Origin of the sequence: Bacillus sp. 22-7 (assembly GCF_010628845.1) — a bacterium.
GTDB lineage: Bacteria > Bacillota > Bacilli > Bacillales > Cytobacillaceae > Cytobacillus > Cytobacillus firmus_B.
Window position 1 is genome coordinate 254,973 of record NZ_NJQY01000009.1, and the last position, 22,152, is coordinate 277,124.

Below are 22,152 nucleotides of genomic sequence, written 5' to 3' on the forward strand. Positions count from 1 at the left end.
GCGACTAACAATCAGTGGGGGATAAGGAAAATCCCCACTGATTGAAGTTTCACTTTATATTTACTTCGCTTCCATATATGCAGGGTATTTTCTATTTTGCAGATAGATCAGCCGGCTTGTTAAAGTAATGGCGCCAGCTGCAAGTCCTGTAATTAAACCAATCCAATAACCATAGGCTCCCCAATCTGTATGATTGGCCAGGTAATAGCCAAACGGCAGCCCGATGATCCAATAAGAAATAAGCGACATAATAAAGGTGACATTCACGTCCTTATATCCGCGCAGCGCTCCCTGGACGGGTGCCTGAATGGCATCTGAAAGCTGAAAGAACATGGCATAAATTAAAAAAGCGGCTGTTAATTGTAATACATGGTCGTCTTTTGTATAAATCGATGCCACTTCTTTTGGGAAAGCCAAAAGAACAGCTGCACAAACTAATGCCATAAATACAGCAATACCGACACCGATCCAGCTGTACTCTTTAGCATCCCTGAATCTCTTAGCCCCCGCTTCAAAGCCCACAACGATTGTTAATGCCATTGAAATGCTTAGGGGGATCATATAAAGAAGTGATGCGAAATTGAGGGCAATCTGATGAGCTGCGATTACGGCTGTTTCAAATGTGCTCATTAATAAAGTAACTGCTGAAAAGATGCTGGTTTCGAAAAAAATCGATAAGCCGATTGGAATTCCGATAAGAAGGATTTCTTTCCATTTGCCGATAGAAACAGCATGCATTCTTCTGAAAATTCCATAGTTCGAGAACGGGGAATTTTTATGAATAATAATAATCGAAATAACCATGATCAGCCAGTAAGTAATAGATGAGGCATAGCCTGCACCTGCTCCGCCGAGTTCCGGAAAACCCAATTTGCCATATATAAGTATATAATTAAAAAAAGCATTGATTGGCAGTGTTAGAAGGGTGATAATCATACTGACTCTGGTCTTTCCAAGAGCATCAATAAACGACCTTAATACATTGTAGACAAACAGGGGAATCAATCCTGTGCTTAGGGCTGCAAGGTAGTTGAAAGCTGTATCCTCGACCCTGTTCTCGAGATTCATTCCACTTAAGATTGGATTTAAGGAAAGTGCTCCTCCGCCAAAAACAATGACGGCCATAATGATGGACAGATAAACACCCTGAATAACAGAAAAAGCAACTTCCTCACGCTGTTCCCCTGCTCCCACGAGGTGGGACACAATCGGGGTAACAGCTAGGAGTATTCCGCTGAGCCCGGTGAATACAGGAACCCATAGAGAAGATCCAATCGCTACACCTGCCAGGTCCTGTGAATCATAGCGGCCGGTCATTAAAGTATCAATAAATGTCATAGAGTACATCGCCAGCTGGGTTACCAGTATTGGAACTAAAATAACCAGCAGCTGATGCAGTTTTTGTTTTTTGCTGTATGTCTGATTCATGAATCTTTCCTCTTTCTATAATTTGACTAGAGAATTATATCATACTAAAGAGAAGCCGGCCCCAAGCGGGTCTGTTATTCAGTATAGTAATTTGCTGATAAATGTTTCAATTATGTGAACTTTTGCATAACGGGAATAAAAATCCTTCAATCGGCGAGTATAAATAGTAAACAGCCATTTCCAAAAAATAGCTTGAGGGAGGCAGAAAGATGAGCTTCAATATAAATAGGATTAATCCCAATCAGACACAAGTTTCATTTGTGGACGGGCGTTTTGAGACTCTTACCAATGAAGAGCTGGATGAATTGCTGTCCCATTACGGAATAAGAGAAAAAACAGATGAATCGGAAACCAATATTATTAATTGAAAAAAATAAAAAGCACTTGCTCTATGCAAGTGCTTAGCGTTTTTGTACTTCGAGAGCTGCTTTTCTTTAAGCCTCCAATAATTGGGACGATTCTTGGACTGCTGCTCCATGACGCATTACATGAAGAGTATATAAATCTTTTGGGATCTCAAATAGATTGTAAATATCACCATTTGCATTCAACTGATCATATACAGACTTTCTCGTTTCATTTGCAAGAATGACATAAGGCAGCTTTTCTGCAGCTTTTTGCGAGCGGATATTTTCCTTGCGGATCCTCATAAAAATGGTTTCAATGCCTGTTTCAAAAAAGAGCTCTTCAAAGAAAGCATCTTTTGCTAATTTGTTATACCCCTTGCCATGATAAGGTTTGCCAAGCCATGTGCCGAGAAAGCCGGCATTGTCCTGGATGTCATACAAATTAATCGTCCCAATCGGAGCGCCCCATTCATCAAGAATTGTGCGTGAAATCAATTCACCGCGCTCTTCAGATTCGATTGTCTGCTTTGTAATAAATATAAACTCATCATAACAATTGGCTTTTTGGCGAACAAAAGGGAAGACATCAGGGTGCGTCATTAAATCAAATAAAGCATGGCAGTCGTGAAGATCACGTTTCTTGAGCATAGGTTATCCCTCCAATTGAGGGCAGTCCTACTCCATGCCAAATAGAGCCTTCGGTCCACCCTCGAAATTTTTTATTATGCTGCTAAAAAATTTCGGGGTGGGAATCGAACCCACTAGAACCAGATAACTGGTGGCGCACCATTTGCCTTCCCTATTACTATCGTTTCCGATATTTGATTGTCTGTCATGTAGGAAGCAAAATTACACTTCACTTTAGGTATAATACTAAAAAAATTTCAAAAAGGAAATAGGTTTTTTGATTATTTTTTTTGCGATTTTATGTCAAATATCACCAGCAATATTCGACACCCTTCTAAGACTCCCTAAACACAAAATCTCCGCCTATCATTGTCCATTTTGGCTTGGAAAGAAAGTGAAATGGATGATGATTCCATAGAACTAAATCAGCATCTTTTCCTTCCTCGATGCTTCCAAGCTGATGATCGATTCTGAGGTTTCTTGCCGGTAAAATGGTGATTCCTTCTAAGGCTTTTTGCTCGGAAAGGCCTTCCCGGACTGCAATAGCTGCACACATATTCAAATATTGCACAGGTGTGTATGGATGATCTGTAGTGATGGAGACTTCCACTCCATGCGCTGTCAGCTGCTGATACGTTTTCCAGGTTTTATTTTTCAGTTCCACTTTCGATCTTCTTGTTAGAGTAGGCCCCACTGATACCTTTAAATTTAAGCCTTCCAATTCGCCTGCAATTAGATGGCCTTCTGTGCAATGTTCGATTCGAAGATCGAGATTGAATTCCTCTGCAAAGCGGATGGCAGAAATAATATCATCTGCCCTGTGTGCATGTATTCTGACGGGAATTTCTCTTTTGAGCGCCCTGACAAGCGGTGCAAATCTTAGAGAGTCGGGATTATCGCACTGTAAAGCCTCATAAAAAGCTTCCCTCAGCATTCCCATAATCCCCATTCTTGTTATGGAATCCTTGTTGCCATGACTATGAATCCGTTTTGGATTTTCACCAAGGGCAATTTTAAGGCCGGCTGTTTCCTGGATAATCATCTTGCTGATGTTTTTCCCGGATGTCTTAATAACTGAGGTTGTTCCTCCAATTACATTGGCGCTTCCCGGCATGATGTGGGCAGTTGTTATGCCATATTTCACGGCATCAGAAAAGGCGGGATCAAGAGGGTATACACCATCCATCGCTCTAATATGCGGGCTTAAGGGTTCAATTGTTTCGTTGGCATCATTGCCTGCCCATCCGGTGCCTTCATCATAAAGACCCAGATGAGTATGGACATCTATGAAGCCCGGAAGAAGGTGGTGGCTATGGCAGTCTATAATTTTTACATTAGAATCAGACTTTAAGTTCTTGCCCATCTTTAGTATTTTTCCGTTTTCTACTATTACATCCCCATGGAAGGTGGGGGAAGTCACAGGATATATGACTGCATTTTTTAATAAAATTTTCATCTTTTATCGTCCTTTGATCCTAAGTATTTGCTTTATTTTACAAAAATGATTAGAAAGTGTGAAGAATTTTCTCAACATCACTAGCTCAAATAAAAAAAGTGTAAAATTGGAATTCTACACTTTTGGTAAATTTGCTATGTTAACTTTTCCTCTTCATATAAAACAAATAAATAGCGCCGGAGACCAAAGCAATAACTATGATCGGCAAGATAAATGGTTTTGCATATTCTTTGATGTCTCTCCAGTGATCACCAAGCTCCATCCCCAATAATAGAAAGAGAACCGTCCAAGGCACCATAGCTGCTAGTGTGTAAACAGTAAAGACCGATAAAGGCATCTTAGCAATTCCGGCTGGGATTGAAATGGCATGCCGTATTACAGGTATAAATCTGGCCGTAAAAATTACTCCAGTCCCATACTTTTCGAACCATTTCTCTGATGCATCCAAATGCTTTTTTTGAATCAGAAGATATTTTCCATATTTGTCAAGAACAGGCCTTCCTCCATATGCGCCCAGCCAGTAAAGAAACAGCTGGGCAAGTGTTCCGCCTGCAATCCCTGCAAGGAGGGCTCCTATAAAATGGATTTTTCCGGTGCTGACTAAAAAGCCGCCATAGCTCAGGACAATTTCGCTTGGGATCACTTCAACCATTAACCCAAGTGCAATGCCGACATAACCCAGCTGGGAGAGTAATTCAAAAATGCCGGCAATTATCTCTTCCATTCTGATACCTCCCCATCTGAAAATTAAAAAGTCCCGGTCATTTGAAGGAATATAATGATGAACCCTAATATCCAAACGTATACAGCAAATATCTTCAGGGATTTTCTTTTTAGAAAATTAATCATCCACACGACTGCTGCATAACCGAAAATCGCTGATGACAATGTCGCCATTAACATGCTGCCAAGGGTTATGGCTTCTGTGTGACCGGACATCAATTCGCCAAATTGCATGACAATGCCGCCAGCGATGGCAGGTATGGATAACAGGAATGAAAAATAGGCAGCTGTTTCCCTGTCAAGCTTCCTGAAGAGGCCTGCTGCAATGGTTAAGCCGGATCTTGAAACTGCCGGAAAAATGGCAGCAGCCTGAAAGGTGCCGATAAACAAGGCATCTCCGTACGTGATGCTGTCCATTTTTTTTGCGCCTTTCTTAACACCATCAGCAATCCAGAGTATGAACCCGGTAAATAGAAATTCCCAGCCGATTGTAACACCGGATTTAGAAATTGAATCGAACATGTCACTCAGCAGGAGTCCCACGATTACGGCCGGAATCGTCCCGACTATCAGAAGCATCGATAGCTTGCCGAAGGGCTTCTTAATAATTTGAAGCAATTCATTTTTGTATACGACAAGGACTGCCAGTAAAGTTCCTATGTGCAGCATTGTATCAAGGAAGAGGCCTGCTTCATCAAGGCCAAATAGATGTCTCCCCAAATATAAATGTCCAGTACTGGAAATAGGCAGGAACTCGGTAAGCCCCTGGATGATTCCCAGAATGAAAGCCTCAAGTTTTGACATCATCTGTATATCACCTTCCTAGGCGGTTTAAGAATAGGCAAAGGTATATGCGCAATGCCTGTCTTTAACATGTGTATTCGAGTTGTCCCAATCGAGAACTGGAAATTAAGGCTGCAGAGGGGATATAAAAAAATATAAAAATACATGAAACCTTTTACAGTGAATATCGTAAATAATATAAAAGAAACATCATTTATATTTGAGGTTAGCTTAGGAGGAAACAGGATGAATGATTATAAAATGCCTTCCAATGATGAAAGGCTTATAGCAGCAGCAATCTATGTAACCAGCTTTTTTACTGTTTTTGTCGGACCGCTGATCATTTGGCTATTGAAAAAGAATGACTCGGAGTTTGTAGATTACCATGGAAAGGAATATTTAAATTTTTTAATTTCCTATTCGATCTACAGCGCAATAAGCGTAGTGCTAATGATCATATTAATTGGGGTCATTACGATTTGGATCGTGGGAATCCTTGCTTTTATCTTTACAATAGTAGCTGCTGTCAAAGCATATGAAGGCAAGGAATACAGAATACCTTTAGTTTTCAGGATTTTAAAATGATGAACACAGTCCAGGGCTAGTTGCCACTGGGCTTTTTTAAATGGATAATTAACTCTGCAGAGCTTTTAGTTATAAAGTACATGGGGTGAAGTAATGACTAGACTCGATAACAAACAAAGGATGCTCAAGCTTATGGAAATTTTGAGAGAGCAGACCGATGAAGAAAATGAATATACACTGGACGATATAACTGAATGCTTTAAAAAGGAATATGGACCGGATGTGAAATTAAACAAAAATTCATTGAGAGACGATATTGAACATCTGATTGAAGCAAAATTTGATATTACCATTAACCAGGAAAAAGAGGGAATGCCAAAGTTCTACAGCCATCAATACCGTCTATTCGAGCTTTATGAATTGCGCATGCTGATTGATGCTGTTGCTTCTGCACGCTTCATCACCAAAGATGAGACTAAACAGCTGATACGGAAAATTAAAAAGCTGACAAGCATTCATCATGCCAAAAAGCTGCATAATGAAATTTTGATCGATTCCTCTGTGAAAAGTGAAAGTAAACTGGTTCGGCTGGCTATCAATGATTTGCATGAAGCCATCTCCGAGAGGAAAATCGTCACATTTCAATACGGAAGATATAATCTCAATAAGGAATTTGTATTAAGCCACAATGGAGGGCAATACAGGGTCAAGCCGCTGGCGCTCACATGGGTAAATGACTTTTATTATTTAATAGCCTACTATTTTGCGAAAGAAGAAATCCGCCATTATCGGATTGACCGTCTCCGAAATGTTAACATAACGGAAGAACAATTCGCATATGAACCCTTTGATGTATCCAAGTATGTGAGTTCAACCTTTCATATGTATGCCGGATCTGAAGAGTGGATAAAAATTCGATTTCACAACGATTTGATCAACGTGATAATTGATAAATTTGGACGGGATGCAGACATAAGAAAACTGGATGAGAACCATTTCGTTTTATCAGCAAAAGCTATTGTGAGTGATGGACTTGTCAAATGGCTCCTCAACTGGGGTAATCAGGCCAAAGTGCTTTCACCATCCTCACTCATTGATCAGGTAACAAACGAAATTAAAAATATGATGGCTGTGTATGAAAAAGAAATGGATTAACCTTAGCAATTAAACTTATAGACACTCCAATATTGGGGTGTCTTTTCATTAGAAAAATAGTTGAAATCCCTTTGAACGATTTTTGTACTTAAACGTCATATGAATGACAGTACAATAAGGGAGGACATCGAAATGGGAATTTTAGAAAGCATTAACTGGGCTATTATTGCACCTATTGTCATCATTCAGCTAATATTAATGGCTGTAGCCATTATTGATCTCATAAAAATAGAAAAAGCAAATGGTCCGAAATGGATGTGGGCTCTCGTCATTATATTTATTAATCTGCTAGGGCCTATCATTTACTTTATTTTCGGAAGGAGAAGCTGAATATGCCGGTTGTAAGCATAACAAATCTTAAAAAGCAGTTTAAGGATCAAGAGGTCATAAAAGGTCTGGATTTTCAATTATCTGAAGGAAAATGTATTGCTTTGCTGGGAGCAAATGGAGCAGGGAAAACAACTACACTTAAGATGCTTGCCGGCCTGGTGAAGCCAGATTCCGGCACAATCGTGTATGAAGGGGGAGAAAAAGCGGATTTCCGAAGATTAATAGGCTATCTTCCTCAATTTCCTGTTTTTTATGAATGGATGACAGGCAGGGAATTTCTTGAATACGCAGGGCAGCTTGCAGGACTTCCCAAAGCAGAAGCAAAAGACAGAGCAGCGGAGCTTCTTGAACTTACAGGCATAGCTGATGCAAAGAATCGCCGTATAGGAAAATATTCAGGAGGCATGAAGCAGCGGCTAGGCATCGCTCAGGCTATAATCCATCGTCCGAAGCTCGTCATGCTTGATGAACCAGTTTCTGCCCTTGATCCCTTTGGACGCAGAGAAGTGCTGGAAATGATGGATAAGCTGAAAAAAGAAACTGCCATCCTGTTTTCAACACATATCTTAAATGATGCCGAAGAAATCTGTGATGAAATACTATTTCTCCATAATGGTGAACTGGTTGAGTCTGGAACAATGGCAGACCTGAGAGCTAAACATCAGAAGGCAAAGATTGACTTAGCTTTTAAGCAGAATACTCCGCAATTTGCCGAAGAATTATCTCTGCTTCAGCCTGTTTCTTCAATGAAATTGGATGGAGATAGTGCAAGCTTTTTGGTGAAGGATATTGAGGATGCCAGGAATTTATTTCTAACTGAAATTGCGAAACGGAACTGGCCGCTGGTTAAGTTTGAAATCAGCAGAACAAGCCTGGAGGATGTCTTCATGAAGGTGGTGCGAAAATGAACCAATGGTTAACTTTATTTAAAAAAGAAATGCTTGAAATGGCCAGAAATTACAAATGGATCTGGGTGCCTCTTACTTTTATTTTGATAGCTGTAAAAGAGCCGCTGACATTATATTATATGCCTCAGATTATTGATTCTTTAGGCGGTCTTCCGGAAGGGGCAGTCATCGAGCTTCCTGTTCCTTCTGCAGGTGAAGCAATCGCTGCAAGTCTTAGCCAGTTCAATACGTTTGGTGTGCTTATTATTGTATTAATTACAATGGGGATTATTGCTGGTGAAAGGAAAAGCGGTGTTGCGGGACTAATCCTCGTAAAACCCGTATCGTACGCCGGGTTTGTAACAGCTAAGTGGACCAGTTTGATGGTGCTCATATGGTTATCATATTTTCTAGGTTACTTCCTCTCCTGGTACTATGTGGGTATATTATTTGAATTTATTCCTTTTGCGGATTTTCTTCAATCCTTCTTTGTTTATGGTATCTGGCTTACCCTTATAATCACTATAGTCATCCTCTTCAATACTTTTATAAAATCGCCTGGGGCAGTTGGATTTATATCAATTGGCATTATAGTCATAGCAACTCTATTGAGCACTTCGCTTTCTCATCTGCTGGAGTGGAGTCCGGCCCTTTTGTCTGCTTATACGAATGCTTTTATCATGGGCGGTAATTTCCCTGATGAATTATTGCCGAGTATTATTATTTCTGTGATTGCCATTACGATTTCCATGATTGCATCAATTGCAATTTTTAAACGAAGGGAACTTGCCTGATTTCAAGCAAGTTCCTTCCTTTTGGGCATATTTGTATATCGGAGGGTGCTATTTTGGTAGTATGGCTTTAAAAGATAGAAAGGAAGATGAAAGGTGATCAGTGAAACGGGTCTGGTGCTTGAAGGCGGAGGAATGCGTGGAGTGTATACAGCCGGTGTTCTAGAATATTTTCTTGAACAGGACCTCAGCTTTCCTTATGTTATTGGTGTTTCTGCAGGGGCATGCAATGCCGCTTCTTATTTGTCCAAACAGAAGGGCAGAAACAGAATTGTAAACGTGGATTATGTAACAGATCCGCGATATATCTCATGGCGCAATTTCTTTAAATCGCGTCAGTTTTTCGGGATGGATTTTATTTTTGATGAAATACCGAATAAGCTGGTCCCGTATCACTACGAAGAGTTTTATAAAAACCAGTCTGAATTTGTAATTGGAACAACAGATTGCCATACAGGAAAGCCTGTTTATTTCAATAGAAAAGACTATGGGAAAGATATGCTGAAGGTTTTAAAAGCATCCAGTTCCCTGCCTTTTATTGCACCTGAGGTCGATTTTAATAAAAGGGTCCTCCTTGATGGAGGAATCAGCGATCCTATACCAATCAAAAAAGCACAGCAGGATGGATTCAAAAAAAATATAGTAATCCTGACAAGAAACCGGGGTTATTCCAAAAAGCCGTCTAAATTTGCTTTTATGGTAAAAAGGAAATATCCGCATTATACCGGGCTGCAAAAAGCATTGGCAGAACGGTACCTGACCTATAACGAGACCCTTCGCTATGTAGAGCAGGAAGAAAAGAAGGGGACAGTTCTTGTCGTCCAGCCGCAGGAGCCGTTAACAGTGGGACGGATGGAACGGAATCCTCAAAAATTGGATAAGTTATATCTCCAGGGATATAATGATGCCAGAAAATCATTTGAAAGAATTAATCAATTCTAACCGTATCTATCAGGATGCGGTTTATTTTTATTAGGATAAAACTCATATCTTTTCGACATTAAGGATTGGAAAGAAAAAAAGATTTTGTTGAAAATAAGGCTAATATACCTGTGGTTGTTTAAATCTATGGATTTAAATGTAAAAAATATGAGTTTTAAGTTGTGGATTTTGGTTTTGGGACAGAGGGGTATGTCGAATAAGAAAGATTGCCGGCATCTTTATTTCGAATATAATGAAAATTAGAAAATATAAGGGGGTCAATATACAAAATGAATATGAAAAAGGGCATCGTAACGGGTGCATTAAGTTTGGCATTATGTGCCTCAGCTGTTTTTGCGGGTTCTGCCGGCGTTGGACAAGCCCAAACGGCTGAAAAGAACTATTTAGTCGTTTTTAAAGATGAGGCAAATCTGCCTGCAGGGTATGCAGATTTAGTGAAAAAGGCTGGAGGGCAAGTAGAGAATAAGCTGAACAAATTAGGAGCTGTTGAAGTTTCTTCAGCTAATCCTAACTTTCTTAATGAAATCAGAAAGTCTTCCCTTGTATCGGCAGCCGGCACTGAAAATCTCATTTATCCCGAAGCTCCTGCAGTGGAAGCAGATCTTCCATTAGATGGTGCGGATTTATATAACAGTCTGCAATGGGACATCAAACAAGTAACAAATGATGGGGCATCATGGAATCTGCCAGGAGGAACTGGAAAGGCCGCTGATGGCAAAGATATTGTTGTTGGGGTAATCGATACAGGTATCGACTATAATCACCCGGATCTAAAGGGAAATTACGCATATGGTAAATCATTTGTTCCCGGTTATCCAGATCCAATGGATCAAAACAGCCATGGAACACATGTTGCGGGATCCATTGCAGCAAAAGGAAGAACGATGGGGGTTGGACCAGACTTGAAGGTAGCGGCTTACCGTGTATTCGGTCCTGAAGGCGGAGCAGCTACTTCCCATATTGCCGAAGCTTTAATGACAGCTGCTGATGATAATGTTGATGTTGTTAATATGTCTCTTGGCGGATATGACTGGTTCCAGAATCCTGAGTACGCAACAAAGGATATTGTAGCAGACGTGCAAATGTTTAACAGAGCCATCAAATATGCGATTCAAAAAGGTGTTACTGTAGTTGGCTCAGCAGGCAATAATGCAGTTGATTTAAAAAGTCCGGGGCAGCTGTCAGGTTCAGATAATGGTGCCACACACAGAAGTCCAAGCAGTCAACTGATGATTAGGGTGTCTGCGGGAGGAGCTTTAAAGAATCTTGCCTTTTATTCCAATTATGGTGTTGGCAAAATTGATGTTATGGCTCCAGGTGGAGACTTGGGACCAAACTATGATCCAAATACTGGAGCGGGCAGGGATAATACTTACTTGGCATTAGCAACAATCCCTGGCGGAGGCTATGGCTATAAGGGAGGAACTTCAATGGCTGCTCCGAAAGTAGCGGCACTTGCAGGTGTGATCATTGCAAAACATGGTAAAGACAACATCTCTCCCGCACAAGTTAAGCATATCATTCAAACTTCATCTGAAGATATCTTTAAACCTGGGTATGACGAGCAATCTGGCCACGGGCTAATAAATGCAGTTAATGCGCTAAAATAATCCTATTAATCAGGCTGGCGGAAACTTTCCGTCAGCTTATTTTTATAAGTGAATTTTGCAAAATAAAAAGAGCTCCTGCTAATAAAGTACTCTTAAAATTCATTTTTATTGGACCTGATTAATAGAATATAGAGAGAATAAAAATAGCAGGGGAGACTTACTGATGAATATCCAGCACTATTACCTGAAAACAGCTGACATCTCTTTGAATGCAAGCCTAACTGCACTTATGCCGCCATTTTTCTTCCTATTGATATTCTTTAACAAATTTCCAGGGAATTTCATTATTATCTTGTTCCCTTTTATTATTTATAGCTTTTTGTGTCATCAAATGTATCTTCTGAATAAACAAAGGGCAGCCGAGGCAGCGGCAAGTAACTTTTATTCTATTGGACAAGCCCCTCTGCCTTTTTTGCAGCAGTCAAGAGTGTTGATCGCTTTTCTGCCGGCCCCTTCTCTCAGAATGGTTATTTTTGATCCCGAAGGAAGGGTGATAGGTGAAATAAGAGATATGAAAATGCGGAAGCTTCGCTGGTTCCTGCCTTATTTTATCGACCGATTCTTTCCAAAAAGGCTGGGGATTTATGACTATACTGATAATCATGAGGCATCAATCATCATCCGTAGAAAGGGAATCGAAGTCTTGTCTTCAGATGGTCACTGCAGGGAAATAATCGAATTTAAAAAGGAAGGAAGCACTCTGCTGTTTCAGAATGGAGATATGCAGTATGCCGTTCCTAAAACCTTTTTACACACAGATCTGCAGGTACTAGATGATCAATCGAATAGAATTGCCCGTTTTCGCAAAGGGTGGATGCCATTTGAGTGGGGTAAGCGCTTTAAGGATCCAAACACACCTGTCCTTTCTTTTAATATTAGTCTGGATGCAAAAGAAAAGCGCAGAATTTATGCCATTTTTGCGGCTCTGTTTCTTTATCGCAATCATTAAAACCATGTGCACATTTATAGATTCTGGATTCCCCATATAGTATGATAAATTCAGTTTAAGTATAGGGAATTCAGTATAGAGGTGTTGGAATGAAAAAGTTTTTACTGGCAGCTGCTGTTATTGTCCTTTTGCTGTTCATTGTTGACAAGACCATTCTTAAGGAAAAGGGAGTAGTAGAGCAAGCTGGACAAATGCAAAAATACGATAAAATTGAAGATCCTGAGGATTTGCCTATTGGTCTGGAGAAAGGCAGCCTTGCTCCAGATTTTGAACTGACAGATATGGAAGGGAATCCGGTGAAACTCAGTGACTACAGGGGCAAAGCTGTGCTTCTGAATTTTTGGGCAAGCTGGTGTCCTCCATGCCGCGCGGAAATGCCGCATATGGAGAAGCTTTATAAAAAGTACAAAGATAAAAAATTCGATATTCTTGCCGTAAATCTCACAAACACTGAAAAGAATAACGGAGACGCTGAGAAGTTCGTGAAAGAGCTGGGTCTGACTTTTAAAATCCCTATGGATGTAAAAGGCACTGTTGGTGCGGATTATAATATTATGGCCTATCCTACAAGCTATTTTATTGACTCTGATGGAGTTATTAGAGAAAAAGTTTTGGGAGCCTTAAATGAAGAATATATGGAGAAGGAAATCAAAAAGCTTCCATAAACAAACCGGAGAGCCATATTAGCTCTCCGGTTTTATATCTGCAATCATATCCTGGTGAAGTCGATTAACGATTACCCTTTTTCTGTATAGCATTATGCCGGCTTCTGCAATATCATTAACGGCAGAGCGATTTATGAATGCCCCAAAAAGCAATCCGGCAATAGGGATCATTTGGAAAAGTTTTTTCCACCCTATTTGGTCCCTGTACGAAAACACAACCTCTCTCCAGCCTTGAAGCTCAGAAACGACTTCCCTTTTTGGTCCTTCTTCTTTAGCGCCAAACATGGTAAGCTGCTGCAGAATAGCTTTTTTTCCAACAATATCACTGGAGACAAATTGAAGGATTTTGACGATGAACATTCTTTCATTTTTATCTGCAGGATCGAAGCCATAGCAAATCGCAATATCCTGCAGTGTTTTTAATTGAATGCCGAGGAGAAGGGGGATATCAATGGTCAGGGTGAAAATCCCTCCGACTCCAGTTCCCGCACCCTGCAATGCAGCGGTTCTTTTTCTGTTTGAGGTTAGCTTTTCCGCGGCTGCATCCATCTTTACTATGGGCAGGGCTTCTACATCCTGCAAGGTATGGATATTCTGTCCAGGATAATAATTCTTTAACGCTGCTGCCGAACTTAAATATCTTCCTCCTGATTGAATATACGTGCCAAGTTCATCAAGAATCACTCCAACCTTTTTTTGTATGAACTCCGGTGTGAATCTATCAATAAGTTTGAAAGGAAGCCTCCCGAGCTTCTCCCAAAACCACAAATCACCTTGGTCTTTTTCCCATTCTTCGCATTTCTTTAATTCTTTTATCAGCTGTTCTTTCGGTTCAATCATTAGTATCGCCCCTTCATTCCTTCTTCTATATTTTAACTATACGGCTGGTTAAAGCAAAAGTTTCACTTCTTTCACAACCAATTCTCTTTGTATATTCCGGCTATTCATGGTAAGATTCTTATAATAGAATAGGATTTCCTTCGGGGCAGGGTGAAATTCCCAACCGGCGGTGATGAGGGTACGCCCTCTTAGTCCGTGACCCGGTTTTATTAGCAGAGATAGGTGCTTAATAATAGCGGTGGATTTGGTGAAATTCCAAAGCCGACAGTGAAAGTCTGGATGGGAGAAGGAATGAGTATAGTAACGCGTTCAAAATTTCTTTTTTTAAACGCTTATTTCGTCATGTGTTTTTGCCCCGTTTCACCTAGCTGGTGTACGGGGTTTTGCCGTTTCATACTTAATTTGGAGAAATTGTAAGGAAGGAGGATTCACATAATTTGAATCACCAGGAATATATGAAGTTAGCCATCAGTCTGGCAGCGGCAGCCAAAGGACAAACAAGTCCTAATCCGCAGGTGGGTGCGGTTGTTGTTAAAAATGGTGAAATTCTGGGGATGGGTGCTCACCTGAAGGCGGGAACTCCCCATGCAGAAGTCCATGCGATTGCTGCGGCTGGCGATAAGGTTAAAGGGGCTGATATTTATGTCACTCTTGAACCGTGCAGCCATTTTGGCAGGACTCCACCATGCGCAGACTTAATTATTAATTCAGGGATTAATAGGGTTTTTATTGCTTCTGCCGATCCAAATCCTCTGGTTTCAGGCAAAGGGATCGAAAGGATGCAGGATGCCGGTATTGACGTGGTGACCGGTCTGTTGAAAAAGGAAGCAGATGCCCTAAACGAACCATTTTTCCATTTTATAAAAACAAAGACACCATACGTAACCATTAAAGCAGCTTCATCGTTTGATGGGAAAACAGCTGCAAAAACCGGTGACAGCAAATGGATTACCTCTCCAGAATCCAGGCAGGATGTACACCGTCTACGGCATGAACATGACGCAATACTTACAGGTGTAAATACAATCATTCACGATAATCCCCTTTTAACCGCCAGGCTGCCCCAAGGCGGAAAAAATCCCATTCGAATTGTTTTAGATACAAATCTCAGAATTCCGGCTGACGCAAATGTCATCCGAGATCAGTCTGTTAAGACCATCATCTTTACCGGCTGCGAAATAGATTCGACAAAAGCAGAGGAAATAAGGAAGTATAATGCAGAAGTTTTTTCTTTTCCTTCTAATGAGGTGCCGATTAAAGAAGTATTAAAAAACTTAGGTGAAAGAAACATCATGACTTTATTTGTTGAAGGCGGGTCTGAGATCCATGCTTCATTTATTAAAGAAGGTTTCTTTCAGCAGATGATCCTCTATATGGCTCCTAAAATTATTGGAGGCAATAAGGCGATTCCATTTATTGGCGGGGATGGTGCCGACTATGTACAAGACTCCCCTGTACTGGAATTCACAGAAATCAAAAGGATTGGCGGAGACCTTAGAATTACCGCAAAACCGCTGAGGGAGGCCAGGCAATAATGTTTACAGGAATTATTGAGGAGCTTGGAACAGTAAAAAAAGTAGTTCAGCAAGGCAAGGCAATGAAACTGACGATACAGGCCTCCGAAGTATTATCAGATGTTCAATTGGGGGACAGCATTTCGGTTAATGGCGTGTGTCTTACGGTTACGGATTTTGCAAAAAATGAATTTTCAGCAGATGTCATGCCCGAAACATTCAAAAGCACTTCGCTTTCTGCCATTAAAGAACGAACTAAAGTCAATTTGGAGAGGGCGATGTCGGCAAATGGCCGTTTTGGCGGGCACTTTGTGACAGGGCATGTGGATGGTACAGGTCAAATCATCAAAAAGGCAGCGAGTGAGAATGCTATTTATATACAAATATCTGTGCCGCCTGCCTTAAGCCATTTGCTTATCATGAAAGGCTCTATTGCAGTAGATGGGATTTCCCTTACTGTATTCGGCAATGAAGACAATACCGTTACCGTCTCGATCATTCCACATACAGCGAGTGAAACGGTACTGGGCTTCAAAACTGTTGGAGACATTGTTAATCTCGAATTCGATATGCTTGCCAAGTATCTATATTCCTTCATGAACAGGCGGCAGGAGACCACACCGCCTAAAGAAGGAATATCAGAAGGATTCCTTAAGGAAAACGGCTTCTTATAATTAGCAAAAGGAGGGGCAATAAACCATGTTTAGTGAAATACATGAGGCATTGGAAGATTTAAAAGCGGGGAAAGTCATCATTGTCTGTGATGATGAAGACAGGGAAAATGAAGGAGATTTCCTGGCAATCGCGGAATATGCTAAACCGGACACCATCAACTTTATGGCCAAAGAAGGCAGAGGCCTGATCTGTACACCTATAACTGAGGAGCTGGCTGAAAAGCTGGAACTGAATCCGATGGTAGAGGTGAACACTGACAGCCATGGAACAGCTTTCACAGTCAGTATTGACCATGTGAAAACCACTACAGGCATCAGTGCCTTTGAGCGTGCTTTCACGATAAAGGAAATGCTCGAGAGTGATGCTAAGCCTTCAGACTTTTCCCGTCCGGGACACGTTTTTCCGCTCGTTGCGAAAAAAGGAGCAGTCCTTAGAAGGGCAGGACATACAGAAGCTGCGGTAGATCTTGCTCGCCTTGCCGGTGCTGTACCAGCCGGGGTTATCTGTGAAATCATGAAAGATGATGGAACAATGGCGCGTGTGGATGACCTTGAAATAGTAGCGGAAAAGTTCAACTTGAAAATGATTACGATTCAGCAATTGATAGAGTATCGCTTAAAACATGACTCCATTGTAAAAAGGGAAGTGGAGATTCAGCTTCCAACAGAATTTGGAGATTTTAAAGCAGTAGGCTATACAAACACTGTCGATGGAAAAGACCATGTTGCTCTTGTAAAAGGAGAAATTGATGAAAATGAACCCGTATTGCTTCGTGTTCATTCAGAGTGCCTGACCGGAGATGTATTCGGGTCTAACCGCTGTGACTGCGGACCGCAGCTTGAAGCAGCACTGGCACAGATTGAGGCAGAAGGCCGGGGAATTCTTTTATACATGAGACAGGAAGGACGCGGCATCGGCCTGATTAATAAATTGAAAGCCTATAAGCTGCAGGAAGAGGGATATGATACCGTTGAGGCAAATCATAAGCTCGGGTTTAAGGACGATCTTCGCGACTATGGGGTAGGTGCACAAATCCTAAGGGATCTGGGAGTGAAAAAAATGCGCCTTTTAACCAATAATCCCCGCAAGATTGCAGGTTTGGGCGGCTATGGGCTGGAGGTAGCAGAACGGGTTCCTCTTCAAATGCCTGCCAAATCTGAAAATGAGAATTACTTAAAAACAAAGAAAACAAAACTTGGACATTTATTACAATTTTAAGGGAGCGATTTGAGATGAAAAAAGTAATCGAAGGACATTTAGTAGGAACAGGATTAAAAATGGCAATTGTCGTGTCTCGTTTTAATGAATTCATTACGGGCAAGCTTTTAAGCGGAGCGGAAGATGCACTTAAGCGCCATGGAGTGAGTGAAGAAGATGTGACAGTAGTATGGGTTCCTGGAGCATTTGAAATCCCGCTTGCAGCTAAAAAGCTATCCCAATCCGGAAAATTTGATGCAGTTATTACACTTGGCACAGTAATCCGAGGAGCAACTCCGCATTTTGATTATGTCAGCGGCGAAGTGGCAAAAGGGGTCTCATCAACAGCATTGCAAAGCGGTGTCCCAGTTATCTTCGGAGTTCTAACAACTGACACAATTGAACAGGCTATTGAGCGTGCCGGCACTAAAGCTGGAAACAAAGGATGGGAAGCAGCTGTCGGAGCAATTGAAATGGGCAATTTGTATAGACAGTTATCCGATGGTGAATAAGGTATCATTTTTTATTCAGACGGAACGCTTACTACGATCGACTTGATCATATAATTATACAGGTGCAGTTATGCTGACCTGTTTCTATCAAAATCGGCGGGACAATTCTCGCCGGTTTTTTTAGGTATATCTGAACAGACGTCTGACCTTCTATTGGCAGAATGAATTTTTTTTGTTAAAATACTGCTTGTGGCTCACCCGTGTTTACTTCTGCGGGGAGAGCGGGTAGGGAGAGGGCTAATTGAATAGATAGGTAGTATTTATGAATAAGTGGTTTAACCGGCTTTTTCAGCTGAATTCAAATGGAACAACTGTTAAAAGGGAGGTTATGGCTGGGGCAATCGGCTTTTTTACGATTGTTTATATTATCGCAGTTAACTCTCTTATTCTCTCTGAAGCAGGAATACCTTTGGAAGCAGCTATTTTTGCAACCATTATAACCTCGGTGGTCGGCTGTTTGATTATGGGGTTTTGGGCAAATGTACCGATCCTCCTTGTGCCTGGAATGGGAATCAATGCTTTATTCTCCTATACTATGGTCCAGTCCATGGGCTTATCCTGGCAGGAAGCATTGGCTGTAGTGTTCATATCCGGTCTGATCTTTGTTTTCGTGGCTTTTTCGCGATTTGCACAGACATTAAGTGAATCAATTCCACATTCACTTAAAGAAGCGATAACAGTGGGACTGGGGCTTTTCCTGATGCTGATTGGACTTGAAAAAGGCGGAATCGTTGAAAAAGGGACAAACTCCATTATTGCTTTAGGTGAGCTGGGAGACCCGCAAGTGCTTGCAACAATCTTAACGTTCCTGCTGGCCATCATTTTATTCATGCGGAATGTGCCTGGAAACTTTTTAATTACTGTTGTGGCAGGAACACTGATCGCATGGGCTTTTGGGCTGATAGATGTGCAGAAGACTGATGAAAAGTCGTTCGCGCTCTCTGATTATATGGAAGTATTTGGAGCAATGTCATTTGATAACTTGCTTTCCGTCACTTTTTGGATTGCCATTTTTTCTTTGACAATGGTTCTGGTATTTGAAAATATCGGATTAGTCCATGGTCATGTTGGTTTTATTAACAGGCCGGAACAGTTTAAGCGCGCTTTTCAGGCAAATTCTGTTTCAGCATTATTGTCCGGTATTTTTGGGACAAGCCCGACTGTTGCAACGGTTGAAAGTGCAGCAAGTATGGCTGCCGGGGGACGTACAGGATTGACAGCAGTTACAACCGGGATGCTGTTTGTGCTATCCGCATTCTTTATTCCTGTTATTAAGTTGATCCCCAACAGTGCGATTGCCCCTATTCTGATCATTATTGGCGGACTGATGCTTCAAAACATCCGCAATCTTGATTTAAAGGATATGAGCGAAAGCTTTCCGGCTATCTTTATCATTGCGATGATTCCGTTCACTTACAGTATTGCGGACGGCATTGCCATTGGATTTATTCTTTATCCAATCTTAAAGATTTCGATAGGTAAAGCAAAGGAAGTTTCATTTGCTTTATATGTCATAGCTGCTTTGTTTTTATTCAACTTTGTTTTTCATGTGATTAGTTAATATAGATTATGGGATGCCTTTATATCGGGCATCCTTTTTCTTTTTATGGAAATGCTGTTTTCGCAAGGTTTGCTGCTTTATATATATTATTTGCTGAGTTGATTGGAGCGAGCAGCCTGGAGCGGAAATCAACGGACAACATTGATAGCTGAAAAAATATGAAAGATCAGCCTGCGAAAAAAAATTTTAAATGAAAATATAAAAATTTCTATTTATTCAACAAGTTTCGACACGCGTAATAACTAACCTGAGATAAAATAGGACTATAGTATTAGGTGTTTTCGGAGGTATGTCAATGGAAGTGTTTGTAGCTAGACAGCCGATTTTCAACTCAAAGGAAGAAGTATTCGCTTATGAACTTCTGTATAGAAATAATCAGGTGAACGCTTTCCCTGATATAGATGAAGATCAGGCTACAGCTGAAGTTATCATTAATAGTTTTTTAAATATAGGAATCGATCAGCTATCTGAAGGGAAACCATGTTTTATAAATTTTACGGAAAAATTACTGAAGCTAAGGGTGCCTGCTTTTTTTAGGCCCAGGGAGATTGTTGTCGAAATCCTTGAAACGGTAAAGCCGAGCGCAGAACTTGTCAGGATATGCAAGGACTTAAAGGAGCTTGGCTATCAGATAGCGCTGGATGATTATGTATTTAATGAAACCAACCCCTTTGCAAGGCAATTGCTGAAATATGCAGACATCATTAAGGTGGATTTTCTTAACACCCCAAAGGAGATGCGGGAAAAAATAGAATTGCTTGTTAGCCAGCTCAGAATAAAAACAGTAGCTGAAAAGGTTGAGACCAGAGAGGAATACGAGGAAGCCAAAAGCAAGGGGTATGATTATTTTCAGGGTTACTTTTTTGAAAAGCCTGTCATTATGTCTACACATGATGTACCAGCATATTTTCAATCCTATTATGAGATGATCCAAAACCTGTCAAAAGAGGAGCCAAGTCTTGACCGTATAGCCGAATTAATAGAACGTGACATATCACTGTCTTATAAGTTGCTGAGACTAATAAACTCACCGGCTTACCGTCCAAAGCAAAAGATAAATTCAATCCGGCAGGCCATCGTTCTCCTGGGTCTGATAGAACTTGAAAAGTGGATCTATGTACTGGCCGTAAGGGAAAATATCGTTCATCATTCCCAAATGGCAGAAGAGACCATCAGGTTATCAATGAGACGAGCGAAAATGTGTGAGGAAATAGGCAGACTCCAAATCGGAAAAAGCGTTTCGTCAAGCTATTTTATGACTGGAATGTTTTCATTAATGGATTCATTGCTTAATATCCCGATGAAGCAAATTCTTGATGAGCTTCCCCTGCAGGATGATATTTGTGAAGCCCTCCGCGGGGAAAATAATCATCTTAAAGTGATACTCGATCTTGCTGTTGCAGTCGAGAAAGCACAATGGAGCAGAATCAGTGAAATGTGCGAGAAGCTGAATGTTGATGAAAAAACCATTTTTAAGATCTATTCAGAAGCATTAGCCTGGTCCAGTCAGCTGCTAAAGCCTCAAGGTTTGTAGAACTATATTCTCCGAGTCTATATTATATAGAAAACAAATATTGAATAATAAAAGCTTTTATGGCACTCTTATCTATAAGTTGAATTACTATTGATCTGGAGGTATTACATTGAATATTGAACTATTGAAATGTCATGGATCAGGAAATGATTTCTTTATTATAGATGAGATATCCAATACGTATCATTTTACAGAAGAGAATCGTGCGGAGCTAGCCAGAGCTATATGCGACCGCAGCACCGAGCTGGGCTCAGATGGAATTCTTTTCGTACTAAAAAGCGATAAAGCAGATGCCCGGATGCGTGTTTTTAATCCGGATGGATCTGAAGCCTCAATGTGCGGAAATGGGTTAAGATGCGTCGCCCGTTATGTTTGTGAACTTCTTGGGCTGAAAGAAGCTATCATTGAGACCATGAAAGCTGATTTACAGGTGAAAAAGCAAGAAGATATATTTGAGGACATTCCGACTTATCTTGTTGAAATCTCACCTGTTTCATTCGATTTGAAGGATCTTCCTTTAGTTCTTGATAAAGATACTGTAATTAATGAAAAAGTGAGCGGGATTTCAGATGAATTAGCTTTTACAGCCTTAGCAGTCCCTAATCCTCATTTTGTTTCCATTGTGGAGAAAGAGCAAATAGCATCAGACCTGCAAAAAAAGATCAGCGAATATTTGAATGGGCCGAATGAATTCTTTCCTGATGGAGTAAATGTCAGCTTTGTAAAGCCGCTAAAAAAAGGGCAGATTTATGTACGAACATTTGAACGGGGAGTAGGATTTACCAATGCCTGCGGTACTGCCATGTCCGCTTCGACACTTGTCACTTGCATGAATGGGCTTAATAAAATCGAAGAGCCTGTAGAGGTATATAATAATGGCGGAAAGGTGCGCTGTGTAGTCCATGAAGAGAATGGCAGGCAATCCATTGACTTAATTGGAAATGCGAGCTATGTTTACCGCTGTGAAGCAGAGACTGACATGGATAACCCTGCAGAGTTTTCCCTTTCCCCGAAAGAGGAATATACTGGAGAAATTAAGCAGTATGCTAAACTTCAGGAATTTGCTCAGGCAGTACTTAAAGAGTGGTTGTAGGATAAGGC

At 40.9% G+C, this 22,152-nt stretch carries 23 protein-coding genes and 1 riboswitch; of the genes, 17 read left to right on the top strand and 6 right to left on the bottom strand.

Annotated elements, in window-relative coordinates:
- Window positions 1-60 precede the first annotated feature (60 nt).
- The gene (locus CE058_RS08965) at window positions 61-1,428 is read right to left on the bottom strand and encodes an MATE family efflux transporter (protein WP_163142012.1); all 1,368 of its coding nucleotides are present in this window, start codon (window positions 1,426-1,428) and stop codon (window positions 61-63) included.
- A 209-nt stretch (window positions 1,429-1,637) separates the two neighbouring features.
- Here CE058_RS08965 and CE058_RS24745 point away from each other — a divergent pair, with 209 nt between their 5' ends.
- Window positions 1,638-1,796: a hypothetical protein gene (locus CE058_RS24745; protein WP_197087758.1), complete on the top strand. Its 159-nt coding sequence runs from the start codon at window positions 1,638-1,640 to the stop codon at window positions 1,794-1,796.
- Between the two features lie 66 nt (window positions 1,797-1,862).
- Here the strand turns inward: CE058_RS24745 and CE058_RS08970 are convergent, their stop codons facing one another.
- The 4 genes from CE058_RS08970 to CE058_RS08985 form a co-directional block, all read right to left on the bottom strand.
- Window positions 1,863-2,423: a GNAT family N-acetyltransferase gene (locus CE058_RS08970; protein WP_048011415.1), complete on the bottom strand. Its 561-nt coding sequence runs from the start codon at window positions 2,421-2,423 to the stop codon at window positions 1,863-1,865.
- A gap of 313 nt (window positions 2,424-2,736) precedes the next feature.
- Window positions 2,737-3,858 (bottom strand): amidohydrolase, encoded by a 1,122-nt coding sequence (locus CE058_RS08975; RefSeq protein ID WP_163142015.1) that lies wholly within the window; start codon window positions 3,856-3,858, stop codon window positions 2,737-2,739.
- 139 nt (window positions 3,859-3,997) lie between these two features.
- Window positions 3,998-4,582 carry an undecaprenyl phosphate transporter UptA gene (gene uptA / locus CE058_RS08980; RefSeq protein ID WP_163142018.1) on the bottom strand — a complete coding sequence of 195 codons (585 nt, stop codon included), beginning with the start codon at window positions 4,580-4,582 and terminating at the stop codon, window positions 3,998-4,000.
- A 23-nt stretch (window positions 4,583-4,605) separates the two neighbouring features.
- Window positions 4,606-5,385 carry an undecaprenyl-diphosphate phosphatase gene (locus CE058_RS08985; RefSeq protein ID WP_048011450.1) on the bottom strand — a complete coding sequence of 260 codons (780 nt, stop codon included), beginning with the start codon at window positions 5,383-5,385 and terminating at the stop codon, window positions 4,606-4,608.
- Between the two features lie 225 nt (window positions 5,386-5,610).
- Here CE058_RS08985 and CE058_RS08990 point away from each other — a divergent pair, with 225 nt between their 5' ends.
- The 9 genes from CE058_RS08990 to CE058_RS09030 all read left to right on the top strand — a co-directional run bounded on the left by CE058_RS08990 (window position 5,611) and on the right by CE058_RS09030 (window position 13,218).
- Window positions 5,611-5,949, top strand: a complete 339-nt coding sequence (locus CE058_RS08990; protein ID WP_048011451.1) for a DUF4870 domain-containing protein — start codon at window positions 5,611-5,613, stop codon at window positions 5,947-5,949.
- 132 nt (window positions 5,950-6,081) lie between these two features.
- Window positions 6,082-7,044: a helix-turn-helix transcriptional regulator gene (locus tag CE058_RS08995; RefSeq protein WP_227888306.1), complete on the top strand. Its 963-nt coding sequence runs from the start codon at window positions 6,082-6,084 to the stop codon at window positions 7,042-7,044.
- A 132-nt stretch (window positions 7,045-7,176) separates the two neighbouring features.
- Complete coding sequence (locus tag CE058_RS09000; protein ID WP_163142024.1) at window positions 7,177-7,374, top strand: PLDc N-terminal domain-containing protein; 198 nt, start codon at window positions 7,177-7,179, stop codon at window positions 7,372-7,374.
- A 2-nt stretch (window positions 7,375-7,376) separates the two neighbouring features.
- Window positions 7,377-8,282 carry an ABC transporter ATP-binding protein gene (locus CE058_RS09005; RefSeq protein ID WP_163142027.1) on the top strand — a complete coding sequence of 302 codons (906 nt, stop codon included), beginning with the start codon at window positions 7,377-7,379 and terminating at the stop codon, window positions 8,280-8,282.
- Complete coding sequence (locus CE058_RS09010) at window positions 8,279-9,055, top strand: ABC transporter permease (RefSeq protein ID WP_163142030.1); 777 nt, start codon at window positions 8,279-8,281, stop codon at window positions 9,053-9,055. The genes CE058_RS09005 and CE058_RS09010 overlap by 4 nt, the downstream gene beginning before the upstream one ends.
- A gap of 93 nt (window positions 9,056-9,148) precedes the next feature.
- On the top strand, window positions 9,149-9,994 hold the full coding sequence (locus tag CE058_RS09015) for a patatin-like phospholipase family protein (RefSeq protein ID WP_048011422.1): 846 nt from the start codon (window positions 9,149-9,151) through the stop codon (window positions 9,992-9,994).
- A 269-nt stretch (window positions 9,995-10,263) separates the two neighbouring features.
- Complete coding sequence (locus CE058_RS09020) at window positions 10,264-11,604, top strand: S8 family peptidase (protein ID WP_163142033.1); 1,341 nt, start codon at window positions 10,264-10,266, stop codon at window positions 11,602-11,604.
- A gap of 163 nt (window positions 11,605-11,767) precedes the next feature.
- Entirely contained in the window at window positions 11,768-12,553 is a 786-nt protein-coding gene (locus tag CE058_RS09025; RefSeq protein ID WP_163142036.1) for a hypothetical protein, read from the top strand.
- An 89-nt stretch (window positions 12,554-12,642) separates the two neighbouring features.
- Window positions 12,643-13,218 carry a TlpA disulfide reductase family protein gene (locus CE058_RS09030; RefSeq protein WP_163142039.1) on the top strand — a complete coding sequence of 192 codons (576 nt, stop codon included), beginning with the start codon at window positions 12,643-12,645 and terminating at the stop codon, window positions 13,216-13,218.
- 18 nt (window positions 13,219-13,236) lie between these two features.
- Here the strand turns inward: CE058_RS09030 and CE058_RS09035 are convergent, their stop codons facing one another.
- Entirely contained in the window at window positions 13,237-14,058 is an 822-nt protein-coding gene (locus CE058_RS09035) for an EcsC family protein (RefSeq protein ID WP_163142042.1), read from the bottom strand.
- Between the two features lie 132 nt (window positions 14,059-14,190).
- Window positions 14,191-14,353: riboswitch (FMN riboswitch) on the top strand.
- Between the two features lie 142 nt (window positions 14,354-14,495).
- Between CE058_RS09035 and ribD the strand changes: the two genes are divergently transcribed.
- From ribD to dapF, 7 genes are all read left to right on the top strand, one after another.
- Window positions 14,496-15,593 (top strand): bifunctional diaminohydroxyphosphoribosylaminopyrimidine deaminase/5-amino-6-(5-phosphoribosylamino)uracil reductase RibD, encoded by a 1,098-nt coding sequence (ribD, locus tag CE058_RS09040; protein ID WP_061793230.1) that lies wholly within the window; start codon window positions 14,496-14,498, stop codon window positions 15,591-15,593.
- Window positions 15,593-16,246, top strand: a complete 654-nt coding sequence (gene ribE / locus CE058_RS09045) for a riboflavin synthase (RefSeq protein WP_061793229.1) — start codon at window positions 15,593-15,595, stop codon at window positions 16,244-16,246. The genes ribD and ribE overlap by 1 nt, the downstream gene beginning before the upstream one ends.
- Window positions 16,247-16,271: 25 nt before the next feature.
- Window positions 16,272-17,465, top strand: coding sequence for a bifunctional 3,4-dihydroxy-2-butanone-4-phosphate synthase/GTP cyclohydrolase II (locus tag CE058_RS09050; protein WP_163142045.1), 1,194 nt, complete (start codon window positions 16,272-16,274; stop codon window positions 17,463-17,465).
- Window positions 17,466-17,479: 14 nt separating this feature from the next.
- A complete protein-coding gene (ribH, locus tag CE058_RS09055) occupies window positions 17,480-17,956 on the top strand; it encodes a 6,7-dimethyl-8-ribityllumazine synthase (protein WP_048011430.1) in 477 nt (158 codons plus the stop codon).
- 262 nt (window positions 17,957-18,218) lie between these two features.
- Window positions 18,219-19,517 (top strand): NCS2 family permease, encoded by a 1,299-nt coding sequence (locus tag CE058_RS09060; RefSeq protein ID WP_048011431.1) that lies wholly within the window; start codon window positions 18,219-18,221, stop codon window positions 19,515-19,517.
- Window positions 19,518-19,812: 295 nt separating this feature from the next.
- Window positions 19,813-21,051, top strand: a complete 1,239-nt coding sequence (locus CE058_RS09065; protein ID WP_163142048.1) for an EAL and HDOD domain-containing protein — start codon at window positions 19,813-19,815, stop codon at window positions 21,049-21,051.
- Between the two features lie 109 nt (window positions 21,052-21,160).
- A complete protein-coding gene (dapF, locus tag CE058_RS09070) occupies window positions 21,161-22,144 on the top strand; it encodes a diaminopimelate epimerase (protein ID WP_061793226.1) in 984 nt (327 codons plus the stop codon).
- Window positions 22,145-22,152: the final 8 nt, after the last annotated feature.